At 35.6% G+C, this 26,822-nt stretch carries 23 protein-coding genes; 3 read left to right on the top strand and 20 right to left on the bottom strand.

All coding sequences use genetic code 11. From position 1 onward, the window contains the following. Positions 1-139: 139 nt before the first annotated feature. From gmd to FFJ24_RS19680, 3 genes are read left to right on the top strand one after another with little or no spacing between them, the layout of a single operon-like run. Positions 140-1,252: a GDP-mannose 4,6-dehydratase gene (gene gmd / locus FFJ24_RS19670; protein WP_138818862.1), complete on the top strand. Its 1,113-nt coding sequence runs from the start codon at positions 140-142 to the stop codon at positions 1,250-1,252. Between the two features lies 1 nt (position 1,253). After that, positions 1,254-2,186 (top strand): GDP-L-fucose synthase, encoded by a 933-nt coding sequence (locus FFJ24_RS19675; protein ID WP_138818863.1) that lies wholly within the window; start codon positions 1,254-1,256, stop codon positions 2,184-2,186. A 4-nt stretch (positions 2,187-2,190) separates the two neighbouring features. After that, positions 2,191-3,270: a mannose-1-phosphate guanylyltransferase gene (locus tag FFJ24_RS19680; RefSeq protein WP_138818864.1), complete on the top strand. Its 1,080-nt coding sequence runs from the start codon at positions 2,191-2,193 to the stop codon at positions 3,268-3,270. Positions 3,271-3,658: 388 nt separating this feature from the next. Here FFJ24_RS19680 and FFJ24_RS19685 read toward each other — a convergent pair whose 3' ends face one another. The 20 genes from FFJ24_RS19685 to FFJ24_RS19780 all read right to left on the bottom strand — a co-directional run bounded on the left by FFJ24_RS19685 (position 3,659) and on the right by FFJ24_RS19780 (position 26,820). Beyond that, positions 3,659-4,774: a DUF1972 domain-containing protein gene (locus FFJ24_RS19685; RefSeq protein ID WP_138818865.1), complete on the bottom strand. Its 1,116-nt coding sequence runs from the start codon at positions 4,772-4,774 to the stop codon at positions 3,659-3,661. Further along, the gene (locus FFJ24_RS19690) at positions 4,771-5,895 is read right to left on the bottom strand and encodes a glycoside hydrolase family 99-like domain-containing protein (RefSeq protein WP_138818866.1); all 1,125 of its coding nucleotides are present in this window, start codon (positions 5,893-5,895) and stop codon (positions 4,771-4,773) included. Before FFJ24_RS19690 ends, FFJ24_RS19685 begins: the two co-directional genes overlap by 4 nt. A 20-nt stretch (positions 5,896-5,915) precedes the next feature. Beyond that, positions 5,916-6,824 carry a glycosyltransferase family 2 protein gene (locus FFJ24_RS19695; RefSeq protein ID WP_138818867.1) on the bottom strand — a complete coding sequence of 303 codons (909 nt, stop codon included), beginning with the start codon at positions 6,822-6,824 and terminating at the stop codon, positions 5,916-5,918. Further along, positions 6,817-7,761, bottom strand: coding sequence for an NAD-dependent epimerase/dehydratase family protein (locus tag FFJ24_RS19700; protein WP_210419401.1), 945 nt, complete (start codon positions 7,759-7,761; stop codon positions 6,817-6,819). Before FFJ24_RS19700 ends, FFJ24_RS19695 begins: the two co-directional genes overlap by 8 nt. A gap of 82 nt (positions 7,762-7,843) precedes the next feature. Beyond that, positions 7,844-8,590, bottom strand: coding sequence for a glycosyltransferase family 2 protein (locus tag FFJ24_RS19705; RefSeq protein ID WP_138818868.1), 747 nt, complete (start codon positions 8,588-8,590; stop codon positions 7,844-7,846). A 199-nt stretch (positions 8,591-8,789) separates the two neighbouring features. Next, positions 8,790-9,410 (bottom strand): acyltransferase, encoded by a 621-nt coding sequence (locus FFJ24_RS19710; RefSeq protein WP_246862663.1) that lies wholly within the window; start codon positions 9,408-9,410, stop codon positions 8,790-8,792. Positions 9,411-9,440: 30 nt separating this feature from the next. Further along, positions 9,441-10,568, bottom strand: coding sequence for a glycosyltransferase (locus FFJ24_RS19715; RefSeq protein ID WP_138818870.1), 1,128 nt, complete (start codon positions 10,566-10,568; stop codon positions 9,441-9,443). Continuing rightward, positions 10,540-11,169: a hypothetical protein gene (locus FFJ24_RS19720; protein ID WP_138818871.1), complete on the bottom strand. Its 630-nt coding sequence runs from the start codon at positions 11,167-11,169 to the stop codon at positions 10,540-10,542. The genes FFJ24_RS19715 and FFJ24_RS19720 overlap by 29 nt, the downstream gene beginning before the upstream one ends. Positions 11,170-11,194: 25 nt before the next feature. Then, a complete protein-coding gene (locus tag FFJ24_RS19725; RefSeq protein ID WP_138818872.1) occupies positions 11,195-12,409 on the bottom strand; it encodes a hypothetical protein in 1,215 nt (404 codons plus the stop codon). A 46-nt stretch (positions 12,410-12,455) separates the two neighbouring features. After that, the gene (locus tag FFJ24_RS19730; RefSeq protein ID WP_138818873.1) at positions 12,456-13,364 is read right to left on the bottom strand and encodes a hypothetical protein; all 909 of its coding nucleotides are present in this window, start codon (positions 13,362-13,364) and stop codon (positions 12,456-12,458) included. A gap of 8 nt (positions 13,365-13,372) precedes the next feature. Next, positions 13,373-14,806 (bottom strand): lipopolysaccharide biosynthesis protein, encoded by a 1,434-nt coding sequence (locus tag FFJ24_RS19735; protein WP_138818874.1) that lies wholly within the window; start codon positions 14,804-14,806, stop codon positions 13,373-13,375. Positions 14,807-14,958: 152 nt separating this feature from the next. Beyond that, on the bottom strand, positions 14,959-17,337 hold the full coding sequence (locus FFJ24_RS19740) for a tyrosine-protein kinase (RefSeq protein WP_246862664.1): 2,379 nt from the start codon (positions 17,335-17,337) through the stop codon (positions 14,959-14,961). A gap of 26 nt (positions 17,338-17,363) precedes the next feature. Then, on the bottom strand, positions 17,364-18,173 hold the full coding sequence (locus tag FFJ24_RS19745; protein WP_138818875.1) for a polysaccharide biosynthesis/export family protein: 810 nt from the start codon (positions 18,171-18,173) through the stop codon (positions 17,364-17,366). A gap of 106 nt (positions 18,174-18,279) precedes the next feature. After that, positions 18,280-18,972 (bottom strand): tyrosine-protein phosphatase, encoded by a 693-nt coding sequence (locus tag FFJ24_RS19750; protein WP_246862665.1) that lies wholly within the window; start codon positions 18,970-18,972, stop codon positions 18,280-18,282. 445 nt (positions 18,973-19,417) lie between these two features. Beyond that, a complete protein-coding gene (locus tag FFJ24_RS19755; RefSeq protein ID WP_138818877.1) occupies positions 19,418-21,133 on the bottom strand; it encodes a capsule assembly Wzi family protein in 1,716 nt (571 codons plus the stop codon). Positions 21,134-21,707: 574 nt separating this feature from the next. Beyond that, positions 21,708-22,658 (bottom strand): glycosyltransferase family 2 protein, encoded by a 951-nt coding sequence (locus tag FFJ24_RS19760; protein WP_138818878.1) that lies wholly within the window; start codon positions 22,656-22,658, stop codon positions 21,708-21,710. Positions 22,659-22,662: 4 nt separating this feature from the next. Next, complete coding sequence (locus tag FFJ24_RS19765; RefSeq protein WP_138818879.1) at positions 22,663-23,598, bottom strand: glycosyltransferase family 2 protein; 936 nt, start codon at positions 23,596-23,598, stop codon at positions 22,663-22,665. Then, on the bottom strand, positions 23,595-24,572 hold the full coding sequence (locus FFJ24_RS19770; protein ID WP_138818880.1) for a glycosyltransferase family 1 protein: 978 nt from the start codon (positions 24,570-24,572) through the stop codon (positions 23,595-23,597). Before FFJ24_RS19770 ends, FFJ24_RS19765 begins: the two co-directional genes overlap by 4 nt. Next, on the bottom strand, positions 24,562-25,368 hold the full coding sequence (locus FFJ24_RS19775; protein ID WP_138818881.1) for a DUF5672 family protein: 807 nt from the start codon (positions 25,366-25,368) through the stop codon (positions 24,562-24,564). The genes FFJ24_RS19770 and FFJ24_RS19775 overlap by 11 nt, the downstream gene beginning before the upstream one ends. 6 nt (positions 25,369-25,374) lie before the next feature. Beyond that, complete coding sequence (locus FFJ24_RS19780) at positions 25,375-26,820, bottom strand: flippase (protein ID WP_138818882.1); 1,446 nt, start codon at positions 26,818-26,820, stop codon at positions 25,375-25,377. Positions 26,821-26,822: the final 2 nt, after the last annotated feature.

A 26,822-nucleotide genomic window follows, 5' to 3' on the forward strand; every position in this document is an offset into this window, starting at 1 on the left:
AAAATTTCAAATAGAAATGAATATATTTACAGCAAATAAATTTTTATTAACAAATTCAAAATTGATACTGGTCTAAACACCTTGGTAATAGAAAAAGTATATCCTTACAAACACAAAAACTCTCAATAAAAACAAATTAATGAAAAAAGCCCTTATTACCGGAATAACAGGTCAGGACGGATCTTATTTAGCTGATTTATTACTTAAAAAAGGCTATGAAGTACACGGAATTAAACGTCGCAGCTCATTGTTCAATACCGACAGGATCGATCACTTGTATCAAGATCCACACGAAAGCAATGTACGTTTTATTTTGCATTACGGAGATTTAAGTGATTCGACAAACCTGATTCGCATAATTCAACAGGTTCAGCCAGACGAAATCTACAATCTGGGTGCAATGAGTCACGTACAGGTAAGTTTCGAAACCCCGGAGTATACTGCAAATGCAGACGGAATTGGTACCTTAAGAATTCTTGAAGCGATCCGCATCTTAGGATTAGTGGAGAAGACTAAAGTGTACCAAGCCTCTACCTCCGAACTGTACGGATTAGTTCAGGCTGTGCCACAATCTGAAACGACCCCATTTTATCCCCGCTCTCCTTATGCAGTGGCAAAAATGTATGCTTATTGGATTACTGTAAATTATAGAGAGGCTTATGGAATGTTTGCCTGTAATGGTATTTTATTCAATCATGAAAGTCCTTTACGCGGCGAAACCTTTGTAACCAGGAAAATTACGCGCGGCACAGCAAAAATTGCATTAGGTATGCAAGACAAACTGCACTTAGGAAATTTGGATGCAAGAAGAGACTGGGGTCATGCAAAAGATTATGTAGAGGCCATGTGGCTAATCCTGCAACAAGAAAAACCAGAAGATTTCGTGATCGCAACAGGGGTGACTACTACCGTAAGAGACTTTATCAAGATGGCCTTTAACGAGGTTGGAATTACGGTAGAATTCAAGGGTGAAGGCGTAGATGAAAAAGGTTATGTAGTTGCCTGCAACAACCAGGAGTTCCAGGTAGAAATTGGCAAAGAAGTGGTAGCGGTAGATCCGCGTTATTTCCGACCGACAGAAGTTGAATTATTAATCGGCGATCCGGCTAAATGTAAAGAAAAACTAAATTGGTCTCCTAAATATGATCTTGCCGGGTTAGTAAATGATATGATGACATCCGATGTTCAGCATTTCCAGAAAGAAAGAATGCTGAAAGAAGCAGGTTATTCAGTTAAAAATCAATTCGAATAAAATGGATCAATCTGCTAAGGTTTATGTTGCCGGACACAATGGAATGGTAGGTTCTGCAATTGTAAGAAAATTAAAAGCTGAAGGGTTTAGCAATGTTATTTTTCGATCCTCAAAGGAATTGGATTTAAGAAATCAGAAAGCAGTTGCTGATTTTTTTGAAACGGAGAAACCGCAATATGTTTTTCTAGCTGCAGCTAAAGTTGGGGGAATATTAGCGAACAACACCTATCGTGCCGACTTCCTGTACGAAAATCTCATGATCCAGAATAATGTTATCCACTCGGCATACTTAAATAAAGTAACTAAGTTGATGTTTTTAGGTTCATCTTGCATCTATCCCAAAATGGCACCGCAACCGCTTAAAGAAGATTATCTTTTAACCGGCGAATTAGAACCGACGAACGAACCCTATGCCATAGCTAAAATTGCAGGGATTAAGTTATGTGACGCATATCGCGCGCAATATGGTTGTAATTATATCTCAGTGATGCCAACTAATCTTTACGGACCTAATGATAATTATGACTTAAACAATTCACATGTTTTACCGGCGCTGATTCGCAAAGTAATTTCAGCAAAAAACAATAACGAGACAAGTGTAACGATATGGGGCACTGGTACACCCAGAAGAGAATTTCTGCACGTAGATGATTTAGCTGACGCCTGCTTTTTTCTGATGCAAACGTATGATGAACCTGGATTGGTAAATATCGGCGTAGGGGAAGACGTTACCATTTTAGAACTCGCACAATTAATCGCCGATGTGGTTGGCTATTCAGGTGAAATCGTTACAGACCAAACTAAACCGGATGGAACACCCCGGAAACTAATGGATGTACAAAAACTGAATGAAAAGGGCTGGAGGGCTAAAATATCTTTAGCATCGGGAATCAGAAATGTCTATAATGAGGTAAAAGACTTAAACTGGAATTAACGCAGTGGATAAAAATAATTTTGTACTAATAATGGCAGGCGGTGTTGGAAGCCGTTTTTGGCCGAAGAGCCGTAATGACTTTCCTAAACAATTTCTGGATATCTTAGGCATTGGAAAGTCTTTGTTACAATTAACCTACGAACGCTTTCTTAAACTTTGTCCTGCAGAGAACATTTTCATTGTTACCAATAGTCAATATCAGGATATTATTTTGAAACAGTTAGAAGGAATAAGCCCAGACCAGATTATCTGTGAACCGAGCCGTAATAATACCGCACCTTGCATTGCTTATGCCTCCTTCAAGGTCAATGCAATGAATCCCAATGCAAATGTTGTGGTAGCACCTTCTGATCATTTCATTTTATATGAAGATATCTTTATAGAAAAAATAAAGCAGGCTTTAACTTTCACTAGTCAAAATGAAGCGCTGGTCACACTAGGCATAACACCAACCAGACCAGATACCGGCTATGGGTATATCAAATATCAGATCCCTGAAACAGATGGTGTTCATAAGGTTACCGAATTCAAAGAAAAGCCATCCGCAATCAAGGCTCAAGAATTTTTAGCTGAAGGAAATTATGTGTGGAATGCTGGTATATTTATCTGGAGAGTGAGCACGATTTTGAAAGCCCTTGAGCAGTATTCTGCTGAGATCTATAATATATTCCAATCGGGTAACGACATTTACAATACGGTAAATGAGCGTGAATTTATAGATACCAACTATCCAAATTGCCCGAACATTTCTATTGACTATGCGATTATGGAACAGGCAGAAAATGTTTACACTATACCATCAGAATTTGGATGGTCTGATTTAGGTACATGGGCCTCACTTTACGAGGCGGCTAACAAAAATGAGGAAAACAATGTAATAGCCGCAAGGCAAATTGATGTTAAGGAGACAACTAACAGTATTATCCACATTAACGGAGAGAAATTGGCAGTAATTAGAGGGCTGGATAATTTCATTGTTGTTGATGAAGGCAATGCGTTATTAATTTATCCAAAATCGAATGAACAGGAGATCAAAGAAGTGGTTAAGAACTTAGGCGTAATTCACGGCGACCGCTTCAATTGAGATAGATAATGTTATTTAGCGTAAAAAAATCTACTTACTTAAGTTATTAACGCCATTTACCCGAAACATCTATCAGTTCTAACCTTCATGCCAAATTATGGCAGCATCAGCAATAAAAAAGAGCAAGTCTACAATTAGACTTGCTCTTTTTACTTAACCACATTGCCCTAGTGAACACTTTCAATCAGTTTAGGCGAAGGTATTGCTGTACCAAGTCTAGGGCTCAATTTCAGCTGATGTATGCTGCTATGAAATTAGTTATCATTAATAAAAGAACAACTAAAATCAGCGAGAACAGCTATTCAATTCAATTGCAGTAATACATTTTACATTGGTATGCTTAGTATCTCAACATCTATGGCCGAACGGGAATTGAAAAACGTATCAGCTACTTACGAAACCTGTTAAACTTACCGCCAACTTCTTCTAGATGTTGCGCGTATTGATCTACAATGATATTCCAATCATAAATATTAACAATTTTATCAGCATTATTTTTAGTTTTGGCCTGGTACGCCGGTTCCTGGCAAACAACGCGTTCTAAGTGTTGTTTTACCTCTATCGCTTCGTTGAAGTAAATGGCATCATCTTCTAAAATATACCTATTGAAAGGATTATCATTTGCACAAATTAAACTATTAGAGGCCATCGCTTCCAGGAGCGACGGATTGGTTCCGCCAACGGTATGACCATGGAAGTACAGGTTAGAGTAGTATCGTAAATTGTTCAATACCTCAATATCATAAATTCCACCAACAAACTGAATCTGGGCTTGCAAGGCATATTTCTGTTTTAGAAATGCTCCGTATGTTGTGTTGTGTTTGCCAACAACTAAAAACGGCCGTTGCAAATTGGCTAAAACAACACCATCAAGGATAGTTTCGATACTATTCTCAGGTTCCAGCCTGGCAATTAGCATATCATAAACATAGGGTGTTAGCCCGTATGGCTTTAATTGTTCTATATTTGGTTTTTCGAATAGTGTAGCGCCGTATGCAATAAATGTAGAATCTTTTTGATATTTATCTTTCAAATAATTCTGGATACCAATTGAATCTGAAATCAAATGATCACTATACTTTACACCCAACTTTTCAGCCCAGCGAAGAAATGTTTTGACCTTTTCAGAGTATTTTGTTCGTTTCCATTCTAACCCATCCATATTAGTAGTAACTACACTATTTTTAGGCATCAGTCTTCCCCAGATAGAACTGCTTGTATAACCCAACTGCAATATCACATCGCATCGCTGTTTTCTCACATCTAAAATGCAATTAAGGTCATATATAAACTGGCCGGCCGTGCCCAATTTATCCTCCGGATCATAACAATGAACAATCTTTACATTGTTCCATTCCTTTTCCTGATAAGGGTGGTTATGACTATTGTAGACAATCACGTCAAACCCCTTTTTAACCAAACCTACGGCTAAATATTCAGCACATTGTTCAAATCCACCATAATGATTTGGGATACCTCTGGTACCTAAAATTGCAACTTTCATTTAGTTTGTGTTTTTTTTTGTTTAGCTCTTCTAAGTCCATCAAGAAGTTGATTGCCATAGAGTTTAGAGGGAGTCAGCCATCCACCTTCTCCATACTCATTCCACGCATATACGAGTGCTATTCGTTCTTTTGTTAAATACATTTTATTTACACTCATCCAACTAAGCATAGCAGAAACAGACATTTCAACACTATGACCTGAAAAGCCACTAAATCTCTTGATTTTATTCTCATTGCCGGGACGCCATGGCCTCGGATCCCAATTTAGTGTAGTAACAGGTATGAACTGATTAGTTTTATCTTTAGTTAAATCCCAAACCTTATGCTCTGCATCAATCATAGAATTAATTGGAGTCAACGTATCATTTGCTTTTAAACCCGAATCATGATAATTATAACCTGTGAAAATATCGAAACCTGCAGCTTTAGCATTAGCTGACAAAACATTATCATTTGGATCAGTTAAATTTACAGCAAGAGCTACCCCCTCAAAACCGGCTGCCTTCACTTTGGCTCTGAAACTCGTTATCGAATCTGCAAGTGCTTTGACGGAACCAAATTCTTGCAAGAGTGTTCTAAATGTGAAAAAAGTCAATAACGGTTTTTGATTTGTTTTTAGATAACGTTTATTTTTAAATAGTCTAATCCATTCAGCAGTAGCAATATTCCAGTTTTCAGGAGTTATTAAATAAGGCGGATGATTAGCCACCAAGATTGAAAACTTCATCTTACTATTAAGCTGTGATTTCATGAAAAGCCCAACAGCATTATTTAAAGGCTCTTCATCAGCTGATTTTTCTCGTGGCAAATACCAACAAAAACTAAAAAAATCTATTCCGTTGCGTTCAGCCAGCTGAATTTGCTGATCCATAATATATGATGTACTGGTAATCCATCCCCATTTTGGTTTTCTTTCCAAATAGCGAACTTTTAAGCTATCTGTCAATAGATTATTTGTACTCTTTCCATTCCATCCATCGAAATAATACGCTCCCAATGTAACAGGGATTCTTTGACCGTATAATGAAGTAGTGCAAAAAATAAAACTAATTAATATTACAAACTTCATATTAAATTTAAAAAATTCTTTTAATAGATCAATATTTAGCTTCTGTTCCATTTTCAATTTACTTTAAATCATTAAATATTAAATTTCCTTTTTAAATGTTTTAATGGAGAAAAAAGAGATGTTAGAATCATTAAGTAATAAAATGATGGCGAATAATAAACCCCTATACTCTTTTTAATATCACTTTTCTCAAAATTGTCAAGCCTGGCTATAACCGTCTTAAAGTATCGAACGGCTATATAATTTAGAAGTAAGTCCTTTTTTATTTTGTCAAACGTTTCATGACTAATCTTTCCTGCATCACATTCTCCTTTAATTAAACTAACAAAATCAACGGCAAAAACTTTAAAAATATTATAGCCTCCCTTTTTGGGTATATGCTGATTATCAAAAACATTTAGGTCATTAATAATAAAATTAACCTTATCAGCTTGGGTCACTAACAAAGACGTTTGAGGAAAATATTCATTTATTTTTAATGATCCCTGCACTTTATCAAAATCATCTTTCCAAATACCAAACCCGGTACTCCATGAAGAAAAATAAGATAGCGCACGCATAAATTTATCATAGGAGTCATATTGCCTAACAGCATTATACTGCTTTAGTCCGTCGGTATAGAAAATTACTGGCTTGCTATCTAAATTTCTTTTTACTTCCTCAATCATTTCTTTAAGAGAATTTCTCTTCAGCATTGTGTAATTATTATGCAACTTTAAAAAATGACCATTTCCGAATTTCAACACGTTAAACGAATTTAAAAATCCCGTAGTGTTAGTTGGATAGTAGTACAAATTCTTATATGAAAACTTCTCAATTATTTCCCTGGCACTTTGATTTGGCTCGTTATCAGAAATGATAACTTCAAAATCATCTAAATCCACTTCTTTGTCGGCATAAATGCTCTCAATCGTTTTTTGTAAAATTTCCAATCTGTTAAATGTGGGGATACAAAAAGAAATATAAGGTTTGTTAAGCATCTCTTTTTACAGTTTTTTCTATATAGTTTAAAAATTTTTCCATCCCAATTTCTAAGGGTGTATGTTTTACTTTTATAAGAGTATTCAATTTTGAGATATCTAAAACCATTCTTGCAACGTCAACTGACCTACTATTTTCATATCTTACATCTATTTCTCGACCAACCGCTTTTTTCAGGTGGTCAATAACGTTATTAACAGACATTCCCTCACCACTGCCAACATTAACTACCTCATTAATCACATCGTTATCTATGAGCTGGTAAAAAGCATCTACCAGGTCATCAATGTAAATATAATCACGCACACTATTTCCATCACCCCAAATCACGATTTGTTCTTGAGCCAATATCTTACCAATCATAACCGCAATCAGGCCTTGGTTTGCGTATAACATTTGACCAGGTCCATAAGGATTTGATGGGCGGACTATCAAATAATTAAGATTCTCTATTCGGTTTTCAAATAAAATACTATTTTCTATTATTTGTTTAGATAATCCATAATATGAGATAGGCGCAAGCGGATCCGATTCGTTAAATGCTGAATTTATATCATTCCCGTAAATAGTACCACCCGATGAAAAGTAAACAAATTTAGTTTTCCGTTCTGCACATAACTTCATGAGCATAATTGTTGGAAAAATAACACTTTCAAATTCCTTCTTATAATCCTCATAACGACTTCCTGGTATTAGCGTTGATACTAAATGAACAACGATGTCAATATTATGCTCATTTAGTACTGCACTCAGTAAATCACTATCTGATAACCCACCTCTTAAAATGATCACTTTATTCTCGTATTTGTCCAAACGAGATAAATTAGCCATAGCAGGTTCATATACGTAAACCTTATATTTTGAGTTATTAACGAAAGTACTTATCAGATTACTACCAATAAAACCTGCACCTCCTATGAAAAGGATATTAATCATATTAAATTCTTTTAATTATTGATCATAAATTAATGTATGTGACTATGCTATATGGAAATTCGGTTATGCCAATAGCTTTCGATCATATTGGTTTTCTTAATTTGAAAAGCGTATATCCCATGTAATCTCTAAAGAATAAAAACATGTTAAATAGTGTTGGTACAGTTTTGTGTTGCTTTCTTATCCTATAAGTTTCTTTAATGGCTTTTAATGAAAAACTCATTCCACCAACTTCCATTCTTGCGATAACCTTGGGCAAAAAATAACTTCTTAGGTTTGGCCCTTTCCTTAATAGTAACTCATAATCCGCACATATTTTATAGTCCAGGCTGTAATAACCAACGGTTTCAAATAAGGTCTGCTTGTTATGAAGTGATCCTACATGTGCTGCTGAATTCATTCGTCTCATCAGTTTCCATTCCGCACCCTCACCCAGTAATTTTAACAATGCGCCTTCACTATTCACAAAATGGTTATGTGCAGAGATGTAATCATAAGATGATGAATTTTCAGAACTCAAAAATTCAAGAAAATTGGATAAAGCATCCGGTAATAATGAGTCGTCAGCACCAAGGAACATTATCCATTGGCCTTTAGCTACAGCAATGCCCTTATTCCATGCGTCGTAAATCCCTTTGTCCCGTTCGCTAACCCAATAGTCAACATAAACATTATGCCGTTTAATAATATCGATTGTACCATCAGTTGACCCACCATCAATGATTATAAATTCGACCTCTTCCGTTTTTTGAGCACCTACTGAAAGAATTAAACTCTCAAGACGGCTGGCTGCGTTGTATGTTGCGGTAACTATAGATATCTTCTTCATTAGAAAGTTTGCATTTAAGTTTAGTTTTGAGTTAAGAGCGCATTGAATTCACAATGAAATAGTTTTTAATCGTTTGTCACTTACAACTAAAGACTGATATAAATCCAGATCGTTAATTAGCTTAAAAAATGGCGATTACTATACTAAAAATCATACGTGATATTTTAACTTTAATTTTGTGAGAAGGCGAATTGTTAAGCTAAGACATCAAGTCTCTTATTTTTTTTGCAGGGTTACCTGCCCATATTTCATTTTCTGGTATTGATTTAACAACAACTGATCCAGCTCCAATTATGGAGTTTTCTCCGATAGTAACGCCTTTTAAAATTATTGAATGTGCTCCAATAAATGCGCCACGCCTAATTACAACTGGTGAAGATTTTATATTAGTGGTGACCTCAGGATTTTGTATTCGCTCATCTAAATTTAACGAGTGAAAATCTGTATCGTAAATTACCACACCTCCTCCTATTCTCACATGATCTTCTATATCTATCTTATTATAACAAATTAAAGCTGTAGAACTTATCCCTACATTCTCACCAATGTTTAGAACAGCATCTTTACCAACAATAAAATAACAACGTTGTTGACGTCCTATCATATTATAATATTTTCCACTATGCATCATAAATCCACTTCGAATATTTAGAATCCCCTTTAAATTTACGTTTATTATTGGAATGCCTCTAGCTATAAAATCGTTATTAAAATTTACACCATTTAATTTAAATTTTATAAAGGTCACTAGCCAAGATATCTTAAAGGCCACGTGAAAAAATAAAGTTTTAACTAATTTGGTTCCGTATCTTAAAATCATAATTAACATATTAATCACATGACAATGACTTTACTCATAGGCAGCAAACACTCTACGCGAAGACTCCCTGTCATCAAAATTTTCCCTAGCGAAAAGGACAGCCTTCTCACCAAAATCTTGCCGCTTGAGCTTATTCTCTCCTAGGTCAATACAATATTCATCAAACTCCTCCAAAGTGGAATATAAATATCCCGTTACATTTTGTATAATTAATTCATCAACCCCACCTATCTTTGCACCGATGCAAGGTTTACCAACTGATGCGGCTTCAATTGCTGCTCTTGCAAAATGTGGCTCAGTAAATGGTATTACGACTATATCACTAGATGCAATTAATTCGGGTACATCTTTTCTAAATTTCATCAAATGTATATTTGAATTACCTTCAGCTTCCTTAACTACATTTTTAGAATAACTATCCAAATTTTCCTCGTCAAGGCCTGCTATTACAAAATGATAATTGGGGTGTTTCTTTGATAAAATGTTAGCCCTATTGACTAATTCTAGAGCACCGTTACCTTTAGCCACTCTTGCTAGATATAAAAATACGACCGAATCGGCATCTAAATTTAATTCATCCCTAAGAATTCTACTTTTCAACTCGGGATTGTATAAAGTAAAGTCAACCGGATTGTAAACAATATCGATATTATTCTTAGTTTTCATACTCGCTCCGGTAAAATGATCTATGGCGATAAACCTATCAACGAACCAATAACACATATTCTTTATAATTTTGCCTGCAATTGTTTTTCTCAAAGGCTCTCTAACGTGACATATTACCTTTATATTTTTATCAATACTCTTAACAGCCATAGCGGTTACAAAAAGACACGAAGAGTTGAGATGAACAATATCTGGCTTAACTTGCCTAATAACCTTTCTAGAGTTAAAGAAAGAAAATAATGGACCAATAAGGTTTACTAAGAAAACTATTAAAGACTTTTCAACAACCGTTGATCCATGAAAGGGGTAAATACGTTCATTAATTATTATCTTTATTGGCTTCGGCTCAAAAATTTCCAATACAGGACCACGATAAATGCAAAGAAGACTTGTAGAATACTTGGTTGAATCTACGTTGTCTAGTAATAACGACAAACTTCTTGGCGCCCCACCAAGTCCCCCACTATGATGTACGAATAATAGATTCTTCATAGAATATTATAATTAAAAATTTTAAACTCCATTTTTCTGATTTGTAAAAGATATTGAAAAGTAGGTTATCCATAATACAGGCTCGATGGATTGCTTGAGAGATCGCAACTATCTTAGCCGATTTATCTGCCCAAAATTTCATACAGCCAAATCCAAAGTTATATTTTGAACGATAATCTTTAACTAAGAACTCTCTGAAATGCCAAATGTATGCCTTTCTGATAAAGAAACTTACATAGGAACCTAGGCAAATACTCACGGAGTTTGAATGAAGAATTTTTACATTTTTTAATATTGCGAAAACCGGAAGAGTTAAAGCAATGAAAAAATTATAGATTAATTCTATCACAAAAAACACCTTTTTTTTAATAAGTTTAGATGACTTTGAATGAACATCTAATCGGTATGGTATATTATAACTCTTGACTTCAATTTTTGTTAATTCGGTTTTTAGAGATGGGTTTTCATACTTATATCCTCTGCATACTACAATCCAATCTATCGAAGTATTGTTTCCTTCGATTAAATTTAACAGCGATCGGTTTGCACCATTTAAAGTAGATAAATGAGCAACTGCTAAAATTTTCTGTTTTTTACGCATTTAATGTTTATTAAGAACCATATAATTAGCGCCTTTCCATTATTAAAGAAGTATATTTTCTTTTAGTAATGACATTATTTCTTATTGGTTTTAATGAATAGGGAAAAAAGAGGCAGGACGCAATAAAAAAACATACTGCTGGGGATTGGGAGGCTAAAGAATTGTTAGATGTAGCGACTATGATAAAAATAAAAAATGTATAATATTTATCTAATTTATTATACCCTGCCATAAATGAAAATGACAATAAAGTAATCATGTATGCATAATACACAGTAAGTAACAAACCTAAGTCGAAAATCATAATCAAAATCCAATTCTCGATATGTAATAATCCTAATTTAACTTCCACAAATTCCAACCCAGATCCCTTGAAAATAAGGCTGTAATCAATGTAATTTAACATTTCAAAAACATCAAATCTAGCAAGAATACTCGTATCATCAGATTGTATACCTTGAGCAAATAGGCGATCACCAAGATTAAAATAAGTAACAAAGAATAAAATAGCCATGCCACCACTAATCATGGCTATCATAGTTGACGCTCTAATCTTATTTCGGATCAGAAAATATATGCCATAACCCACAAATGTTATTATTATCGCGAAGCGAGCATTGAAACATAACAAAGCAGAGAAGGCTAATAACAACAGGCCAGCCTTCCACTTTTTACTTAGATTTGAAATGGAAATAAACAAAAATATAATCATTACGCAAAGAGCATTTGTCAACGGATGTCCGAGTAAAGAATTACTCCTAAAATATCCATCACCATCTATCATTCCATTTATATCATCAGCATTATAAAGCGTATAAGGAAAAATTAGCGAGTGACTTATTCTCTCGTAAATTGCAAGGCAACACTCAATTATAAATAAAAATAAGAACCACTTGGCGCATAAAGATCGTGACCTTTCCTTTTTTATAAGTTCGCTAGCAAAAAAACAAAATAATAGCGGTATCAACAAATTCCCAACTAGTCTTGTTGATATACTTTGCTGGAAAAGTAGTCGGAATAGAACAATTATAAATATTATAAAGAGCGTATTTCCCCAATAGAACTTGTTCTTTATGAATACATCAATTTTCAACAAAGCAAAAAGAAGTAACAAATAGAACACAGGATGAATCGATCTTAAAAAGGAAGCATTCTCATCAATAGTACTCCAACCTAGTAGGGCAAAAATAGAATTACCTATAAATATAAAAACGACTATTAGAACTTCTAAAAGAATCATATAATTGATAGCTAAGTCTATTTAAAAATGAACCAGTTTTGAAATGTTAATCTATTAAAGTTTGATATAAGTTATACTTATCAAATACTTTTTTTATTTGAATATCATTTTGATTTTCCGTGTTATTTAAATTGTTTAATCCAATATCTTGAACTTGATAATTCTCTAGATATTCTTCTCCATTAGGATTTCTCGTATAAACTTTTTTAGCTTGGGTACCTCTAAGAATTGACATTGCTTTAAACCAAACGTCGTCGGCTGTTTTGCATATATCAAGAAATACATCCTGATTAAATACTTCATCATCAAAACAGTTCGGCGGGTATAAGACCCCCCCTACACCTGTTGGAAAATTCATTAGTGATGAGTCTAAAGACTTTGAGCACCAACTCCAATTTAGATAACGATCTAATAAATTAGGTTTTAGTAATTTCATTTTATGACCCCTATTGTAATAGATATATTTCGGATTATCTAAATAACCTAATATTAATTTGTCGATCATGTCGACATCGTAAATAACATCATCGTCAATGGTAATTATTGGATTATCAGGAAATAATTTTAACGAAGGGATTAATTTCTTGTAGGATTTTATGTCCGTGCAGTAGTATATCTCCAGACCGCGCTTCTGTTGTGATTTTAAGGCCATGGGTAGATTCTTACTTTCTAATTCATTTTCTAACCATAATATTATTCTATTCGCCTTCCGGCTCTGTTGCATAATAGATTCAATTGTTAGATATACGTCATAAAGCCTTTTACTATAAGTTGTCAGCGACACTATAAAATCAACATCGCAGTATTTTTCTTCCGAAGTACCCATAGATTGATCATTAAGTAGTGCATGATTTAGCATTGATACACGATGATCATATAGGGACTTTTGATGAAGGCTCTCTATATGAGAACGGATTTTTACGAGATTTTTAATCTTGCTTATCACTCCTTGCATGGTATTGGCTATCTTTTATATTTTAATAATTTTATTAGATCATAATGTTTAGTTCCTTGAATTATAGCTAAGAACACCAATAGCGAAATGGCAAACTTGCTTATTAAGGAAAAAAAATCTGGAATATGGATGAATTGATCAAAGGCATATAAAAGAGCGGCTATACAAATTGATGCGAGTATTGGTTTCCAAATCAAAATCAGCATATCATTGATACTGGAACGCAACACCAAATTATATAGAATAGAATAAGAAACAACCATATTTATGGTTAGTGAAATATCCCATGCCCAGGCCATGGCAACTATGTTCCTAAAAAAATATGCAGCTAAAACAAAGCCCGATACCGTAAAAAAAGTATTGGATACTCCGTTAATAAACATCAGTTTAGTTGCATTTGCAGATTGATAAATTGCCCCGGAGGTAGACAAAATCATTTGAAAGGCTAAAGATATTGCAAGCACCTTGAAAACAGGAATGGCCAGAGCCCAATTATTACCGTATACAATTTGAATCAATTCTCCTGCATTAAAGTATAGAAAAACACTTAACGGAAAACTAATCGTACCAACAAGCTTGATGATCTGATTATATTTTGCGGTTAATTCAACCTTATCATCTTGCAACGATGATAAAATGGGTTGCATTACCGGGGTAATCACATTGGTTACATTTTGTAAAGGTAACATCATTAAACGGTACGATTTGTCATAGTACCCTAGCTCTTTTAATGTAAAATAGCGCCCAATAATCAATGAATCTACATTTCTGGAAAAATAATTCATAAAACTAAACAGAAATTGATAGAGCGAGAACGAATATATTTTTTTAAACGGACTTCCATCAAATCTTAAATCAATCTTTCTGGGAGAGTAATTTATATTGAAAAAAAACATACCGATGCTGGTAAAGATTGGGGATATTAATAGCGCATACATACCTACACCTTGAAAGGCAGCATAAATAGATACAATACCAGATAATACCTGCAATAGTAATGTCCTTTTTGCAATTAGCTTGAAATGCTTATTTTTTAATATACTAGCCTGTGGAACAATATTCATCGCTGCAAAAAACAATTTGATAGATAAAATTTGGCAGATGAGTATCAAAGCGGTGTCATTATAAAAGTTAGCAATTGGCTTTGCCAAGCAAAAAAACAAAATGGCTAACAGTATACCCCCTAAGATGGTAAAGGTAAATATTGAGTTTAAATTTTCATCGGATAAATCTTTCCTTTGTATAATTGCCGGTCCTATTCCCATATCTGTAAAAATATTAAGAAAGTCAATTAAAACTGATGCAACAGCAACTACTCCAAACGCTTCAGGAGAAATCAATCGTGCAAGAATTGCAGAAATTATTAGTGAAATAATGACCGCTGAATATTTTTCAATTGCCGACCACATCACGCCATGAAACATCTCTTTTTTGATAGACATAACTAAATGAAAATTATTAACAATAAATATATGATATCTAAACAAAAAGTGTCATACAATGGGAATCCAGCTTGCTTTAAATAAGTCATAGTTAAAGGTTGAGATCGTAATATGAGATGATCTCTACATCTATTTATTAAACTTAATATCAACTATGTTTTTTTACGAAGATTAAAAAAGCTGTCTTTTTTTACTTTACCTTGATCGCCATAACTTCCATATCCATATCCATATCCATATCCATATCCGTATCCATATCCATATCCGTAACCATAACCATCAGTCGCTTGAATATCATTCACAACGATTCCAACATGCTTCATTTTATTATTAGCACGCAGGTCTTCTGCAATTTGCAATTGCTTTTTATAGGTATAATTCTGTCGGACCAGATACATACAAATATCTGCGTTATTAGATAATAGTTGTGCATCTGTAACAATTCCAACGGGCGGTGCATCAATAATAATATAATCAAAAGTCTCCTTTAATTTAGCTATTAAACTACTGGTTCTTTCGTTCAACAACATCTCTGCAGGATTAGGAGGCAGAGGTCCAGAACTTATTAGAGATAAGTTTTCATGGATACCAAGTGGCTTGATTAAATCAGATATACTTAACTCATCGTTAATGACATAGTTTGTAAATCCAATATCATTTCTAACCCCTAATTTATCAGACAACCCTGGTTTTCTTAGGTCTAGCTCCATTAACAATACTTTCTTATTGGAGAGTGCTAAGATATTACCCAAATTGATGGCCACAAATGATTTCCCTTCACCTGACATACTCGAAGTAAGTAAAACTACTTTGCCGCCTTTATCTTTAAAAAAGAAAGACAGATTGGTTCTTAACGCCCTAAATTGCTCTGATATTGCAGATCTTGAACTGTTAGCAACCACTAAATTATCACTTTCCTCATTATGGCTTATCTCGCCTATTATAGGAACCTGAGTAGCGTTTGTGATATCTTCTTTTGACTGTATCTTATCATTTAACGCTTCCTTACCATAGATTAAGCCAATTGGTATAATCAATCCTGCGAAAAAGCCAAGAATATAAACTAGTTTTTTGTTTGGAGAAAATGGTTTATAGTCAGACTTAGCGGGGTCAATTGTTTTTGAATTTGCTATATTAGAAGTTTTGGAAATAGCTGTTTCTTCAGCCTTTTGCATGAGGAAAATATAAAGCTCTTGTTTAATTTGCTGTTGTCTTGCCAGATTTAAGTAACTGCGTTCAATTTTTGGTACATCTTTAACCTGACCTTCGGCCTGCTGCATTTGTGCTTTGAGCTTCCTTTTGGTAATGAGAAAGCCATCAAGTGTAGTGGCTAAGTTCGATTCTATATCTGCACGGGCATTTTGTATTTCTTTATCAATTAATATGATACTAGGATTATTCTCAGTCATACCAATGAGCTTCCTTGCGCGCTCAAGGGTTAACTGATTATATTTCTCCACTGCACCACTAAATACTAAATCAGCAGGAATCAAAGAACTTGGCAATACACGTTTGTTATCAGCATCTTTCAAATATTGCTGCAAGCTTTCCATGATTGATATTTGTGTCTCTACTTGTGCCAGCTGTTTTACATAATCGCTGGTTACCTGTACCAATTGCTTAGACTGTTCTGACATATCTGCCAGATTGTTTCTTTGCTTAAAACCCTGTATATTACCCTCTAAATCACCTAATTCGCCTCCAATATAGGCAAGACGATTTTGAATAAATTTAACTGTACTATCTGCTATTTCATTCTTATCTCTAAGATTTTCCTGAACATATTTTTCGATAAGCTTGCTCAGAATAACCTCGCCCTTTTTAGGTAGCGGATATTGTAATTTCAAATCAACAATCGTTATTAATTTATTTTTAACTTCAACAGTTAAGCTCTCTTGTAAAGAAGCAACTGCAGCATCAATTGATCTGATATTAACTAGGAACTCTTTTTTAGTTATCCTCTTTGGAAGGTCACCATTCACCAACTTTACTGTCCCTACCCTGGGTAGGTTGAAAATTTGATTTACCTTAACATCCTTTTGAAAATCCTTGCTACTGACAGAAAATTTTTCATTATCCCCTATCACAACTGATAAATCTGTATTTTTAATGGTATCTGCAGCTTTAATAATTTGAAGCTTGAAAGGAGATTGGTAAACCTCTATATTTTTAACTCTACCCTTTTCATAGACAGTAATATTTAAACTCAAGTCTTTAGCCACCTGTTCCATCAAGAAACGAGTTTTTAAAATCTCAGCTTCATTGTCGACAGTACTTTTAGTGCCAAGTAAGCCCCCAAGATCTCCTAACATATCGGCACTTCCCAGCATACCAGCTCCTTTTTTTTCATCATTGACCAAAACCCTTGCCGTAATATTATAATAGGGTGTTTTGTATCTTAAGTATAAAAAAGCAACTACTAAACATATTACAATCGAAAGTATTATTAGATACCATTTAGATAATGCTAGAAAAAATACCTTCTTAAAGTCAACGTTATCGTCTTTCTCCTGAAGCGATTCTTGGTTCATATTGTTAATCATATTTAACATCAAGTTTATAAACGTGTGAAAATAACGACCAAAACTGATGCTAGCGACCCAATAAGTGCGTAGGTTTGCGTTCGGGCTTGGTTAAGTGATGCAGCCTTTCCTTTATTTGGTTCCACATAAAGGACATCATTTTGCTTTAAATAATAATAAGGGCTATTAAATATCTCTTTAGAGTTTAAATCAAGCCTTGCAAACTCTTTCTTCCCACCATTATCACGTATAAGGGTAACGTTTTCTCTCCGCCCAAAAATGGTAAGGTCACCGGCCAGGCCCAATGCATCCAATACACTTACCTTCTCATTCGGAATGATATAAGAAGCAGGTCTATTTACTTCTCCTAAAACAGTAACCTTAAAATTTGCAAATCTGACTTGAACATTGGGATTTGTATATACGACAGCTGCTTTCTCTTTAATCAAATCTCTGGCTTGAAACGTGGTTAAACCCAATACTTTAACCTTTCCTACTACGGATAAGTCAATCTCTCCGTTTTTATCCACCAAGAAACCTGATGTTGGCGGAGTAGCCCCTAATGAAGCAACTGGCCCGACACTCGTACTGATGGCCTGACTACCAACCTGGTTAACAACCATATTAGTTACCGGATCCATAGTGAAAATTGATATTGATAAGATATCATCTGCCTGAATAACGGGATCCGTAAACTTAGCCGTGTTGGCCAGTTCAGATTGCCCCAGAGCACTTATATCTTGAAAATAAGCAACCTTTTTAGTACTTACACAAGAAGTTAAAAATAAGATGGATATCAAAAAACATATTTTTGCAAATCTCACTTTACATATTGGCATTTTCATAGGTTATTGAGAAAGTTTATTGGATTGAACAACTGTATTTGTTGGTTTAAACTTCAAACTTAGCGTTTTAAATAATGAAAACATATACTGTAGTGCTAAATTTATATTAAATTTTAAAGAGACGCTTATTTTCAAAAGGGTAATTTCCAATTTTATCAAATAAATAACCATTTTCTACATAGTGCTTTAGTGCGTTGTAGTGTTTGTTATGATGTAAATCAGTTCCCGCCAACCTATACAACTTATTTTTAAGCAGGTATTCGGCAGCGACTTTTACCTCCCGCCCATAGTACCCGGTTATAGAGAGTAAATTCAATTGCAACAGAACGCCCATTTCACAGAAGCGATGAACCTTATCATAGGCTTTATGGTAAAAATTATACCTTTCAGGATGGGCTAAAATAACCGTATATCCGGCAATCTGAAGATTGAAGATCACCTGCTCGATGTTTGGTGTTTCGTTCAGATAAGACATCTCCACGAGAATATGCTTATTTGGTAAAGACATCATACTATTGTTGATCCCGAAGTTTTCATCCAACATATACTCTGCTGCTGCAGCGATACTGATCGTTAAATTAGCTTTTCGTAAGGCAACTTTGGTTAATTCCAAAGCAGTATTTATCGTTTCAGCAGTATTTGGGTATAATTCCTTAAATATGTGTGGCGTACATATAAACTGATCAATACCTAATTCATGGAGTTTCGAGATTAAGGATATTGTCTCTTCAACATCTGGTGATCCATCATCAATTCCTGGCAAAAGATGTGAGTGCATGTCGACTCCCAGCCACTTCAAATCTCTTACAACAGTTTTTTTATTTTTGAGAAAGCTAAACATCAATTAAGCTGGAAACATGCAAGTAATAATTAAGGAATAAATCCATCGCAAGTTAACAGTTTTTTACAGAAATATTAAAACATATATCTTTTTTAATTATTTCTTAACAATTATCTATGACAATTATCAATTTTCACCAATTAATTCGTATTATTTGTTCAAAAATATCAAATCTGAAATAATTTTTAAAAAATATAAGCTAAAACAATTTTCTTATCTACGTTACCTCTATCCTGCTGATCCCAATTCCAGAATTTATCTGCTGTAAAAGAGGCGCCATTAATTACCTGATTGATCAGGATGTGAACGAATATCACCTGATTCTGAATTCAATACAAAATTTCGATAGGTCCAAAGTTGCCTGGTATATTAAAATTGATAAATGCCTGCAAATCGGAATGCGCTAAAAATTATAGAGCACACCTACTTTAACCTGTACATTATTTGCATCTTTTTTGTTCCACTGCCAATAATCTGGACCTGACTCCCAATTATACTGATAGTTTAATGACCGGATATAGGTTAGCTGGGAATTGACTACAAATTTATCGAAATTCCATGCGAATTTGCCCCCAAACGCTAAATCAACCCAATGCCTGTTAATATATTGTGATTTTTCTCCGGATGCCTCCGCGTAACTGTATAATAAATCGTTATTATTAACCACTCTTTCTAATAACAATCCAATTTTCTTAAGTCCCTTTACCCATGCCAGGTCTAAAGATTGCATGTTGCTACCAGGGCCAATACCTGCGCCAAGAACCTGTCCTTCATTGGTGTAACCATCCAGTACCTGATAATGTGTATACCAGGTTTCGCTTGCTCTGCTTTCTCTGGTGGTGCTTTTTTGCAATTGGGTAAACTCTAACCCAATTTGAATAAATTCATCTTCCTGAACTAATGGTACCAGTTTTCTAAAACCGGCCACGTAGGCTCTGGTGTGTTCAGGCTCGACAACCGCATCCCTTAAATCGTAAGCATGGTCATTACGGCCGTACTGCAGGTAAACTTCGGCTTTGCTTTCTGGTAACACATAACGGGCAGAAAATGAGATGTACTGGTCTTGTTTAGCCTGATCTTCAGAATTCGTGTGATCGGGGTTAACAAAATCTTCTTTAGGCAAGGCCTTAAATATCGGAAAATAATCGGCAAATCCCTTACCCATATCTCTCCTGTTTACGATGAATGACCGATCTGCACCTAGGTATAAGCCCGGCACCCATTTCGGCTGATAGGTAACTGCAATCCCCGAAAGGTACCTCCAATCGTTAGGTTTGCCCACAAAGCCCGTACCTGTTGGCGATGCTACGCCCGACTGTTCTAGTTTCCCCGCTATGATTTGTCCTTCAAAATCACCGATATAGGTTTGAATGGGTCTGGTTGTATTTAAACTAAAATGCTTAAAGCCAGATGCATTATTAGTCATGAGTAGGGAATTCCTAACGCCTGGTCCCCACCACAGGTTTTCATTGGACAGGCTCAGCGCCACCGGACCAACGTTTACGCCTATACTGCTTTGACCCCAGCTTAGCTTGCTATATTTCCCATCGCCAAAACGGTCTGGCAAATCGATTTTGTTATAATAATCCCGGGCAACTACCTTTTTAAAAACTGATCCGTTGGCATCACTCAATTTCTGGAAGTTGCTATTCTCTGCAAAGACGTACTCCGGCCTTAATTGAATAAACAAGGGACCAATTTTGGCAAATACACCTGCAGACACCTGGGTTTGGTATCCTTTAGCTTGCACCATCGATCCATCATTTATCCCGTACGGGTGGTGTGTATTCAGTTGCTGTTGCACAACTGCAGGCAATAAGTAAAATGCAATCTTACCTTCATTTGCTACATAAAGTTCTTTCCTAAACTGGCTAAGATAGCGTAATCCGCCATTTTTCTGCTCACCCAAAGCAAGGTTATTGTTAGCTGAAATATGCATGGGTCTGATCATGTAAGAAGCATTGGAACTATCAAGCCCCAGCAATTGTTGTCTTCTATAGGCATCCTCAACATTCTCTAACAAGCCTACAGGAATAGTTTGAGCGTAACCTGAAACCGCGAAAAAACAGACAAATGATACAAGACTTAAGCCGACTATTTTAATTTTTGAATAATGCATATTTAACGAAATATAGCCAAAGTTAGTCAATTTAGGCCATGTTTAAGAATTGTATAACTAATTTTAGAGCCTGTTTAAAATTAAATAAAATTTATTTCATATGTCAGTCTGGGAGTTAATTAATTGTTTAAAATCAATATGAGTGACATACAATTTATTTCTTTTGCCATACACCACGGTCTTGCCTCGGCTCGCCGCCGCCGAGGGGCTCTTTCTTTTTGGCATCAAAAAGAAACAAAAACTGCCGGCTGAAAATTTTTCTTTGGAAGCAAGTTGTGAGGCCAGAACAGTGCAGCCCGAAAAATTTGTTAGGCCGGATTTAAGTAGAACGGGGATACCTTACTTTGGCCTAGCTGGATAGAAATGCGAAATAAATTAAAATGCTGATTAATAATAATTTATAAAATAACTTCAATGGTAGCGCATTCGAAGACCATTTCAAAAAACTAATAAAGCAATCGACTACGCTCTTGTGACAAATTAGGAGAAGCAATGTAATTGAATAAAATTTAAACAGGTTCTTAATGTTTTGAAAAAAAGGGCTACAAGGGCAAGTTTTAAACCTGATTTAAAGTCATTTTATTTTTTTACGCAGGCGAAGGAGTAGGTAATACTGCGCAACTGTTGGCAACAATCCTACTTTTTTAAATTGGTTACGTAGCATAAAGTTAATTAATGAGCGGTTGCTTTGCTTCATTGCAGTTAAAAATCCCTCGATAACCGTTAGGCTGGTTTTGTTGAAATGCGGTTTGTAGGTTTCGAAAAAAACATTGATCATTTGATACTGCCTTGTGAGTGCAGGTAATTGAGTAGTAGTGTCGAAGTATCTTTTAAAACGAGCGGTCATCAAGCGGCTGTCTACATTCGAACTGGAATTTTGACTATGCTGGCGATAGGCCAACAATTTCCGGGGCAATAGTATTGCTTTGCCAAACGAGCAAGCCACCAGGGCAATCCAATAATCATGATAGGCTGCATTGCCGGGAATAATATTGATTTGATTGATTAATGCTTTGTTGAGCATCATGGTACAACCATAGGCGTAGTTGCCAAGCAGCAACACAGGAAGTGTTAAGGTTGCAGGCATGTTCAACTCCTGATTAATTTCGATACCCCTGTCATCAATAAACTGAAAGCCAGTGTACACCAATATCGGAAAGTTTTTCATTTCAGCTTTTTCCAGTGTTTGCATGTAGGCAAGGCTGGCCTCTACTTTATTGGCATACCAAATATCATCCTGGTCGGCAAACATCATATAATCTACCCCCAGTGCACTAATGTAGTTAAACAATGTGCCAAAATTAAGCACCGGCGATCCATGCTCCCCTTCTAATTCCAACACCTTAATACGTGAATCTTTAGCAACGTATTTTGCTAAAAGATTTCGTGTTTGGTCAGTAGATTGGTCGTCGCGGATGTAGAGTTCCCAATTGGTATACTTTTGAGAAATTATGCTTTCCAGCTGCTCGCTAAGAAAAGCTGTGCCATTGTAGGTAGCCATTAAGATAATCACTTTGTGATCCATTCTTTTAATGCTTTAAGACTCTAATCGTTAATTTGAAGCAGGCCAGACATAGTAGTCTGAAATTAGCTATGGGCGCTTTTGCAAAGGCTTTTAAAACGTAATTCATCCCACCTTTTAGATCTAACGATCTGATTTGATGCAAAGCCAACAGCTCCTGATTGTATTGCTTTAATTTTGCAACTTCGTTTGATTCAAACCGATCGGTTATCAAATCGTTAAACTGACATCTTACAAACACTTCGCCCGCAAACATCTTTTGCTTAACCAGGCTGCTGCTCTGCTGATGCAATCTGATCTCGGTTGCCGTACCTGTTGAATCATCAAAAATAAACAAAGGCTCCAATAATGCTATCTTAAACCACAGTAACCAATCTTCGTTGTACGCCGAGCCAACGTTAAACATGCCCGCAGCTACAACCAGTTTTTTATCCACTAATGCACTACTTATTGTGAAGATGTTATTTTTAATTAAACATTTAATCAATTCAAGGCCAGCAAGCGTTTGCTGCGCCAGGAAACCAGCCGGATAGTTTTCTTTATAAACTTTTTCAAGGCCTTTCATCACGAAAAATCTGGATTTTGAAAACACCAGAGCACATGGCTCATTTTGGATTAGCTTAACTTGAACAGACAATTTTTCTTTCAATAAAACATCATCAGCATCTAAAAATTGCAGGTAGATACCGCTTGACAGTTTAATGCCTTCATTCCTGGCACAGGACGGCCCCGAATTTTTAATTGCAATGTATTTAAAATTCTGTTTAGGGCGTACATCAATATAAGCTTTTACAACGCTAGCCGTATCATCGGTCGACCCATCATCTATGATGATACACTCCCAGTTTTGGTAGCGCTGATCTGAAACGCTTGATAGCGCATCGGTAATAAAATGGCCATAATTGTATGTTGCAATAATAATAGATACCAGTGGAGCACTCATGATATAGTGGAAATCTTTTGCTTAACAACTTGCCAACGGTTAATCCATTGGTGATTTTTCTGCACCGCTAAATAGTTTCTCTCAATAAGCGGAACATACGATTCATAATTGTCTAGAATAGCCAGGAGTTGTCTGGCTGCGTTTTTCATGTCGATTTCTATAATAGTATCATAATCGAATAATTCCCCCATATCAAAAGGTGTTACGCCTACAATCAGGCATTTCGAAGCCATAGCCTGCAGGTATCTTAAGGTCATAGAAGATATATACTCAGCCCGTTCCGGATGAGTGATATCTGAAGGAACGCAAATAACAATTTTAGTCTGGGCAAGTGCAGTAATCAGGTCTGCTTTTTCTTTAAATAACAGACCAGCATGATGTGAATGGTAAAGATGTCGTTTAGCATGCAGAGCTAACTCATCCTTGATCAGCAAGTGATAGGCTTCATATCTCCTTCCAAATTCCAATACATCGATCCGTTTCTGATCAAACGGCTTAAAAGTATACTGAGTAGCATCTATTCCTTCAGGCAACCACATACTCTTGCATAAACTATCTGGATATTTATTTAAATGATCCATCCAAACCTGCTTAGAAGAGAAAAATGCATATTTGACGTTAAAAACATCAAGAAATGGAAATATCCATGTTTGAAACCTGGGCCAAACATCATGCATATAGACAAAATTTTGCCTGGAGAAAATCACATAAGGTAATAGCATACTAAAGTCTCCACTAATCATGGCAGTGAAACTAATTTTTTTATTGTCCCATAAATTTAGCTTAAATTTATAAAGAGATGGAATGCTGATTAGCTTTCTGACAAAAAATGATTTTAATCGCCTGTTTGAAACTACTTTTCGATCCACTTCTAAAGATTCATCCGCCTGGATAACATCATAAAACTCTTTTATGCCGTCGAGAAAGAATGCGTCTTCCTGGCTTTCCAACAATTGAAGCTGTTTAAATCTCATAACCTGCTTCCCTTATATAACGGGTCCAAAAATCTGGTTCGTATCTCTGCCAGGCATGGCAACCAAAAGGCAGTTTTCCACCGTTTAAGCCATGTAAGTAACCTGGCGAAACCTCAAAACTGAAAGGTATAGCGTCAATAGCTTTTGGCACCTTAAAATCTTTAAATGCAAGGGGAACGAACTCTGCCCAGAAAACATCTTCATTAACCACTGGCTGAAATGGATAAAAAGAAAAATTGTATATCAAATTATACTTGATATCTCTCCACAGATTGATATAAAAAGGTTTTTGGTCAGAAAAAAAAGGATGTTCGAAACTCAGTTTCTTAAACTGCTTCACAACGTTATAGCAACTTGCAATTTTCCGAAGACTAAAACCGCCATTCCCCTGGCCTGCAATAGCAAAAGTTCCATCACTATTTTTTTTCATAAAGGGTGCTCCAATATAATCATAACCGCAATTACACCAGTATGCTAATTCATTCTTAAAAACAAATGCATCTAATTGATAAATTAGCATAAATTCGTAATCCAAAAATGCTTTATAAAAACCTGGTTTTTTCATTAGCCGGTTGTAGCCGGTTGTACTGGAAAAAAAATGGTTGTTAAATATTTTATATTGCGCTTGCTTATCTTTAATAAATACGTTGTTAGCGATCGTTGCTGACAGCCGGGCCGGAATAACAAAATAAATATCATATTCACCCAGCACATTAAAACACTGCTGAAGCGATATCAACTCAAATGCATCGAAGACTTCCTTGTAAATTGGAATAACAATACATGCTCGCTTCATTTTATTTTATTTTATTAAAAATCTTAATCCAGGATAGCCCGACAACACCTCAATCACATCCTTGTTTCTCCAGATGAATAACTGTACCAGCAAATAAACTATTGCAGAAAGGCCAACGGTAAAGGTAAGTACTAATATAGGGATTATCGTAATTTGCAAAATAAGGTATCTGATTAAAAAAAACGTTAGGCTGGCCAGAACACTCTTCAGAAAAACCTGGACAGGCAATACGACCGAAAAATGTTTTCTGACATACAAATACAATACCAATGTAACTGAAAATTCGGCAAAGAGTGAACTAACCGCGGCGCCTAACTGCAAAAACCTGGGAATGAGCAGAAAGTTTAGTGAGAGGCTGATGATCACCCCCACGATCGAGGCATAAAAAATTTTTTTTTCCTGCATTAATGGCAACAGAATCTGGTTGCTGAGCACCTGGGCCAGACCTATTACCACCGCAAGAAAGGACAAAACCCTTAAGGAATTTACACCAGGTAAATAGGCCTGCCCGGCAAATACACTAATGATTTCCTTGGCCAGGCAAAAAATTCCGATTGCGATCGGTACACTTAGGAAACAGACGAAGCGTAGCGACTTGTTCAATAAGTTGGCCGCTGCTGCATTGTCTTCTTGATTAAACAAAAAAGTAAGACGTGGAAGCAAAACAAGAGAAACAGCTCCCAATACCGAAAGTGAAATTTTTGCAACCCGCATGGAGGCTGCATAATAGCCCACAGTCGTATCATTGGTTAAAAAGCTTAAAATAACCGTATCAAACATCAAATATATGGTCGTAACCAGGGCACTTGCCAATAACAGAAACAGCGGCCTAAGGTGTTTCCTGATGGTTAGATTTTTAAAAGAAATATGGATCTTTTTGCTGATATAATACATATTAAATCCGGCTGAAGCGATTGCAACAATTAGGTTCAAACCAAAATAAATGCTACTATCTTGCGGGCCTTTTACCAGTATAAATAATAAAAGAACAGTACATAGCCTGATGATAACGGTTCTGATGGTGATGTATTTAAATTCTTCCAACCCCTGAAAAAACCATTCTGCAATAAAAACACTTCCCAATACAATAGCCATCCCTATCTGGTATAGCGCAAAATTCGAATAAAGTTTATCTATAGAAACGGTTAGAAGAAAAAACAGGATAACTGCAACTATAGCCGTAACCAAATGAATGAAAAGAAGGGATGAAAAGGTTTGCCCCAGAAGTTGACGGTTATCCTTAACCTTTGCCACCTCACGTAAACCATAAAGCGGGATACCAAGACCTGAAAATATTAGAAAGTAAACGGTGAAATTATCTGCCAGGCTGACTGCTCCCAGCGCCTTCGGGCCTAAAATTCTGGATGCATAGGGAAAGGTAATCAGAGGGAAAGCTAATTGAGTAAGGGACAATAGCACATTATATCCGGCATTTTTTCTTAAAATAGCCATGC

Origin of the sequence: Pedobacter sp. KBS0701 (assembly GCF_005938645.2) — a bacterium.
GTDB lineage: Bacteria > Bacteroidota > Bacteroidia > Sphingobacteriales > Sphingobacteriaceae > Pedobacter.

Coding starts and splice junctions, on each gene's coding strand:
- FFJ24_RS19755 (WP_138818877.1), bottom strand. CDS start 21,133: ATGCATTATTCAAAAATTAAAATAGTCGGCTTAAGTCTTGTATCATTT.
- FFJ24_RS19765 (WP_138818879.1), bottom strand. CDS start 23,598: ATGAGTGCTCCACTGGTATCTATTATTATTGCAACATACAATTATGGC.
- FFJ24_RS19725 (WP_138818872.1), bottom strand. CDS start 12,409: ATGATTCTTTTAGAAGTTCTAATAGTCGTTTTTATATTTATAGGTAAT.
- FFJ24_RS19710 (WP_246862663.1), bottom strand. CDS start 9,410: ATGATTTTAAGATACGGAACCAAATTAGTTAAAACTTTATTTTTTCAC.
- FFJ24_RS19780 (WP_138818882.1), bottom strand. CDS start 26,820: ATGGCTATTTTAAGAAAAAATGCCGGATATAATGTGCTATTGTCCCTT.
- FFJ24_RS19730 (WP_138818873.1), bottom strand. CDS start 13,364: ATGCAAGGAGTGATAAGCAAGATTAAAAATCTCGTAAAAATCCGTTCT.
- FFJ24_RS19740 (WP_246862664.1), bottom strand. CDS start 17,337: ATGAACCAAGAATCGCTTCAGGAGAAAGACGATAACGTTGACTTTAAG.
- FFJ24_RS19685 (WP_138818865.1), bottom strand. CDS start 4,774: ATGAAAGTTGCAATTTTAGGTACCAGAGGTATCCCAAATCATTATGGT.
- FFJ24_RS19720 (WP_138818871.1), bottom strand. CDS start 11,169: ATGCGTAAAAAACAGAAAATTTTAGCAGTTGCTCATTTATCTACTTTA.
- FFJ24_RS19745 (WP_138818875.1), bottom strand. CDS start 18,173: ATGAAAATGCCAATATGTAAAGTGAGATTTGCAAAAATATGTTTTTTG.
- FFJ24_RS19760 (WP_138818878.1), bottom strand. CDS start 22,658: ATGGATCACAAAGTGATTATCTTAATGGCTACCTACAATGGCACAGCT.
- FFJ24_RS19775 (WP_138818881.1), bottom strand. CDS start 25,368: ATGAAGCGAGCATGTATTGTTATTCCAATTTACAAGGAAGTCTTCGAT.
- FFJ24_RS19705 (WP_138818868.1), bottom strand. CDS start 8,590: ATGAAGAAGATATCTATAGTTACCGCAACATACAACGCAGCCAGCCGT.
- FFJ24_RS19770 (WP_138818880.1), bottom strand. CDS start 24,572: ATGAGATTTAAACAGCTTCAATTGTTGGAAAGCCAGGAAGACGCATTC.
- gmd (WP_138818862.1), top strand. CDS start 140: ATGAAAAAAGCCCTTATTACCGGAATAACAGGTCAGGACGGATCTTAT.
- FFJ24_RS19690 (WP_138818866.1), bottom strand. CDS start 5,895: ATGGAACAGAAGCTAAATATTGATCTATTAAAAGAATTTTTTAAATTT.
- FFJ24_RS19700 (WP_210419401.1), bottom strand. CDS start 7,761: ATGATTAATATCCTTTTCATAGGAGGTGCAGGTTTTATTGGTAGTAAT.
- FFJ24_RS19735 (WP_138818874.1), bottom strand. CDS start 14,806: ATGTCTATCAAAAAAGAGATGTTTCATGGCGTGATGTGGTCGGCAATT.
- FFJ24_RS19695 (WP_138818867.1), bottom strand. CDS start 6,824: ATGCTTAACAAACCTTATATTTCTTTTTGTATCCCCACATTTAACAGA.
- FFJ24_RS19675 (WP_138818863.1), top strand. CDS start 1,254: ATGGATCAATCTGCTAAGGTTTATGTTGCCGGACACAATGGAATGGTA.
- FFJ24_RS19715 (WP_138818870.1), bottom strand. CDS start 10,568: ATGAAGAATCTATTATTCGTACATCATAGTGGGGGACTTGGTGGGGCG.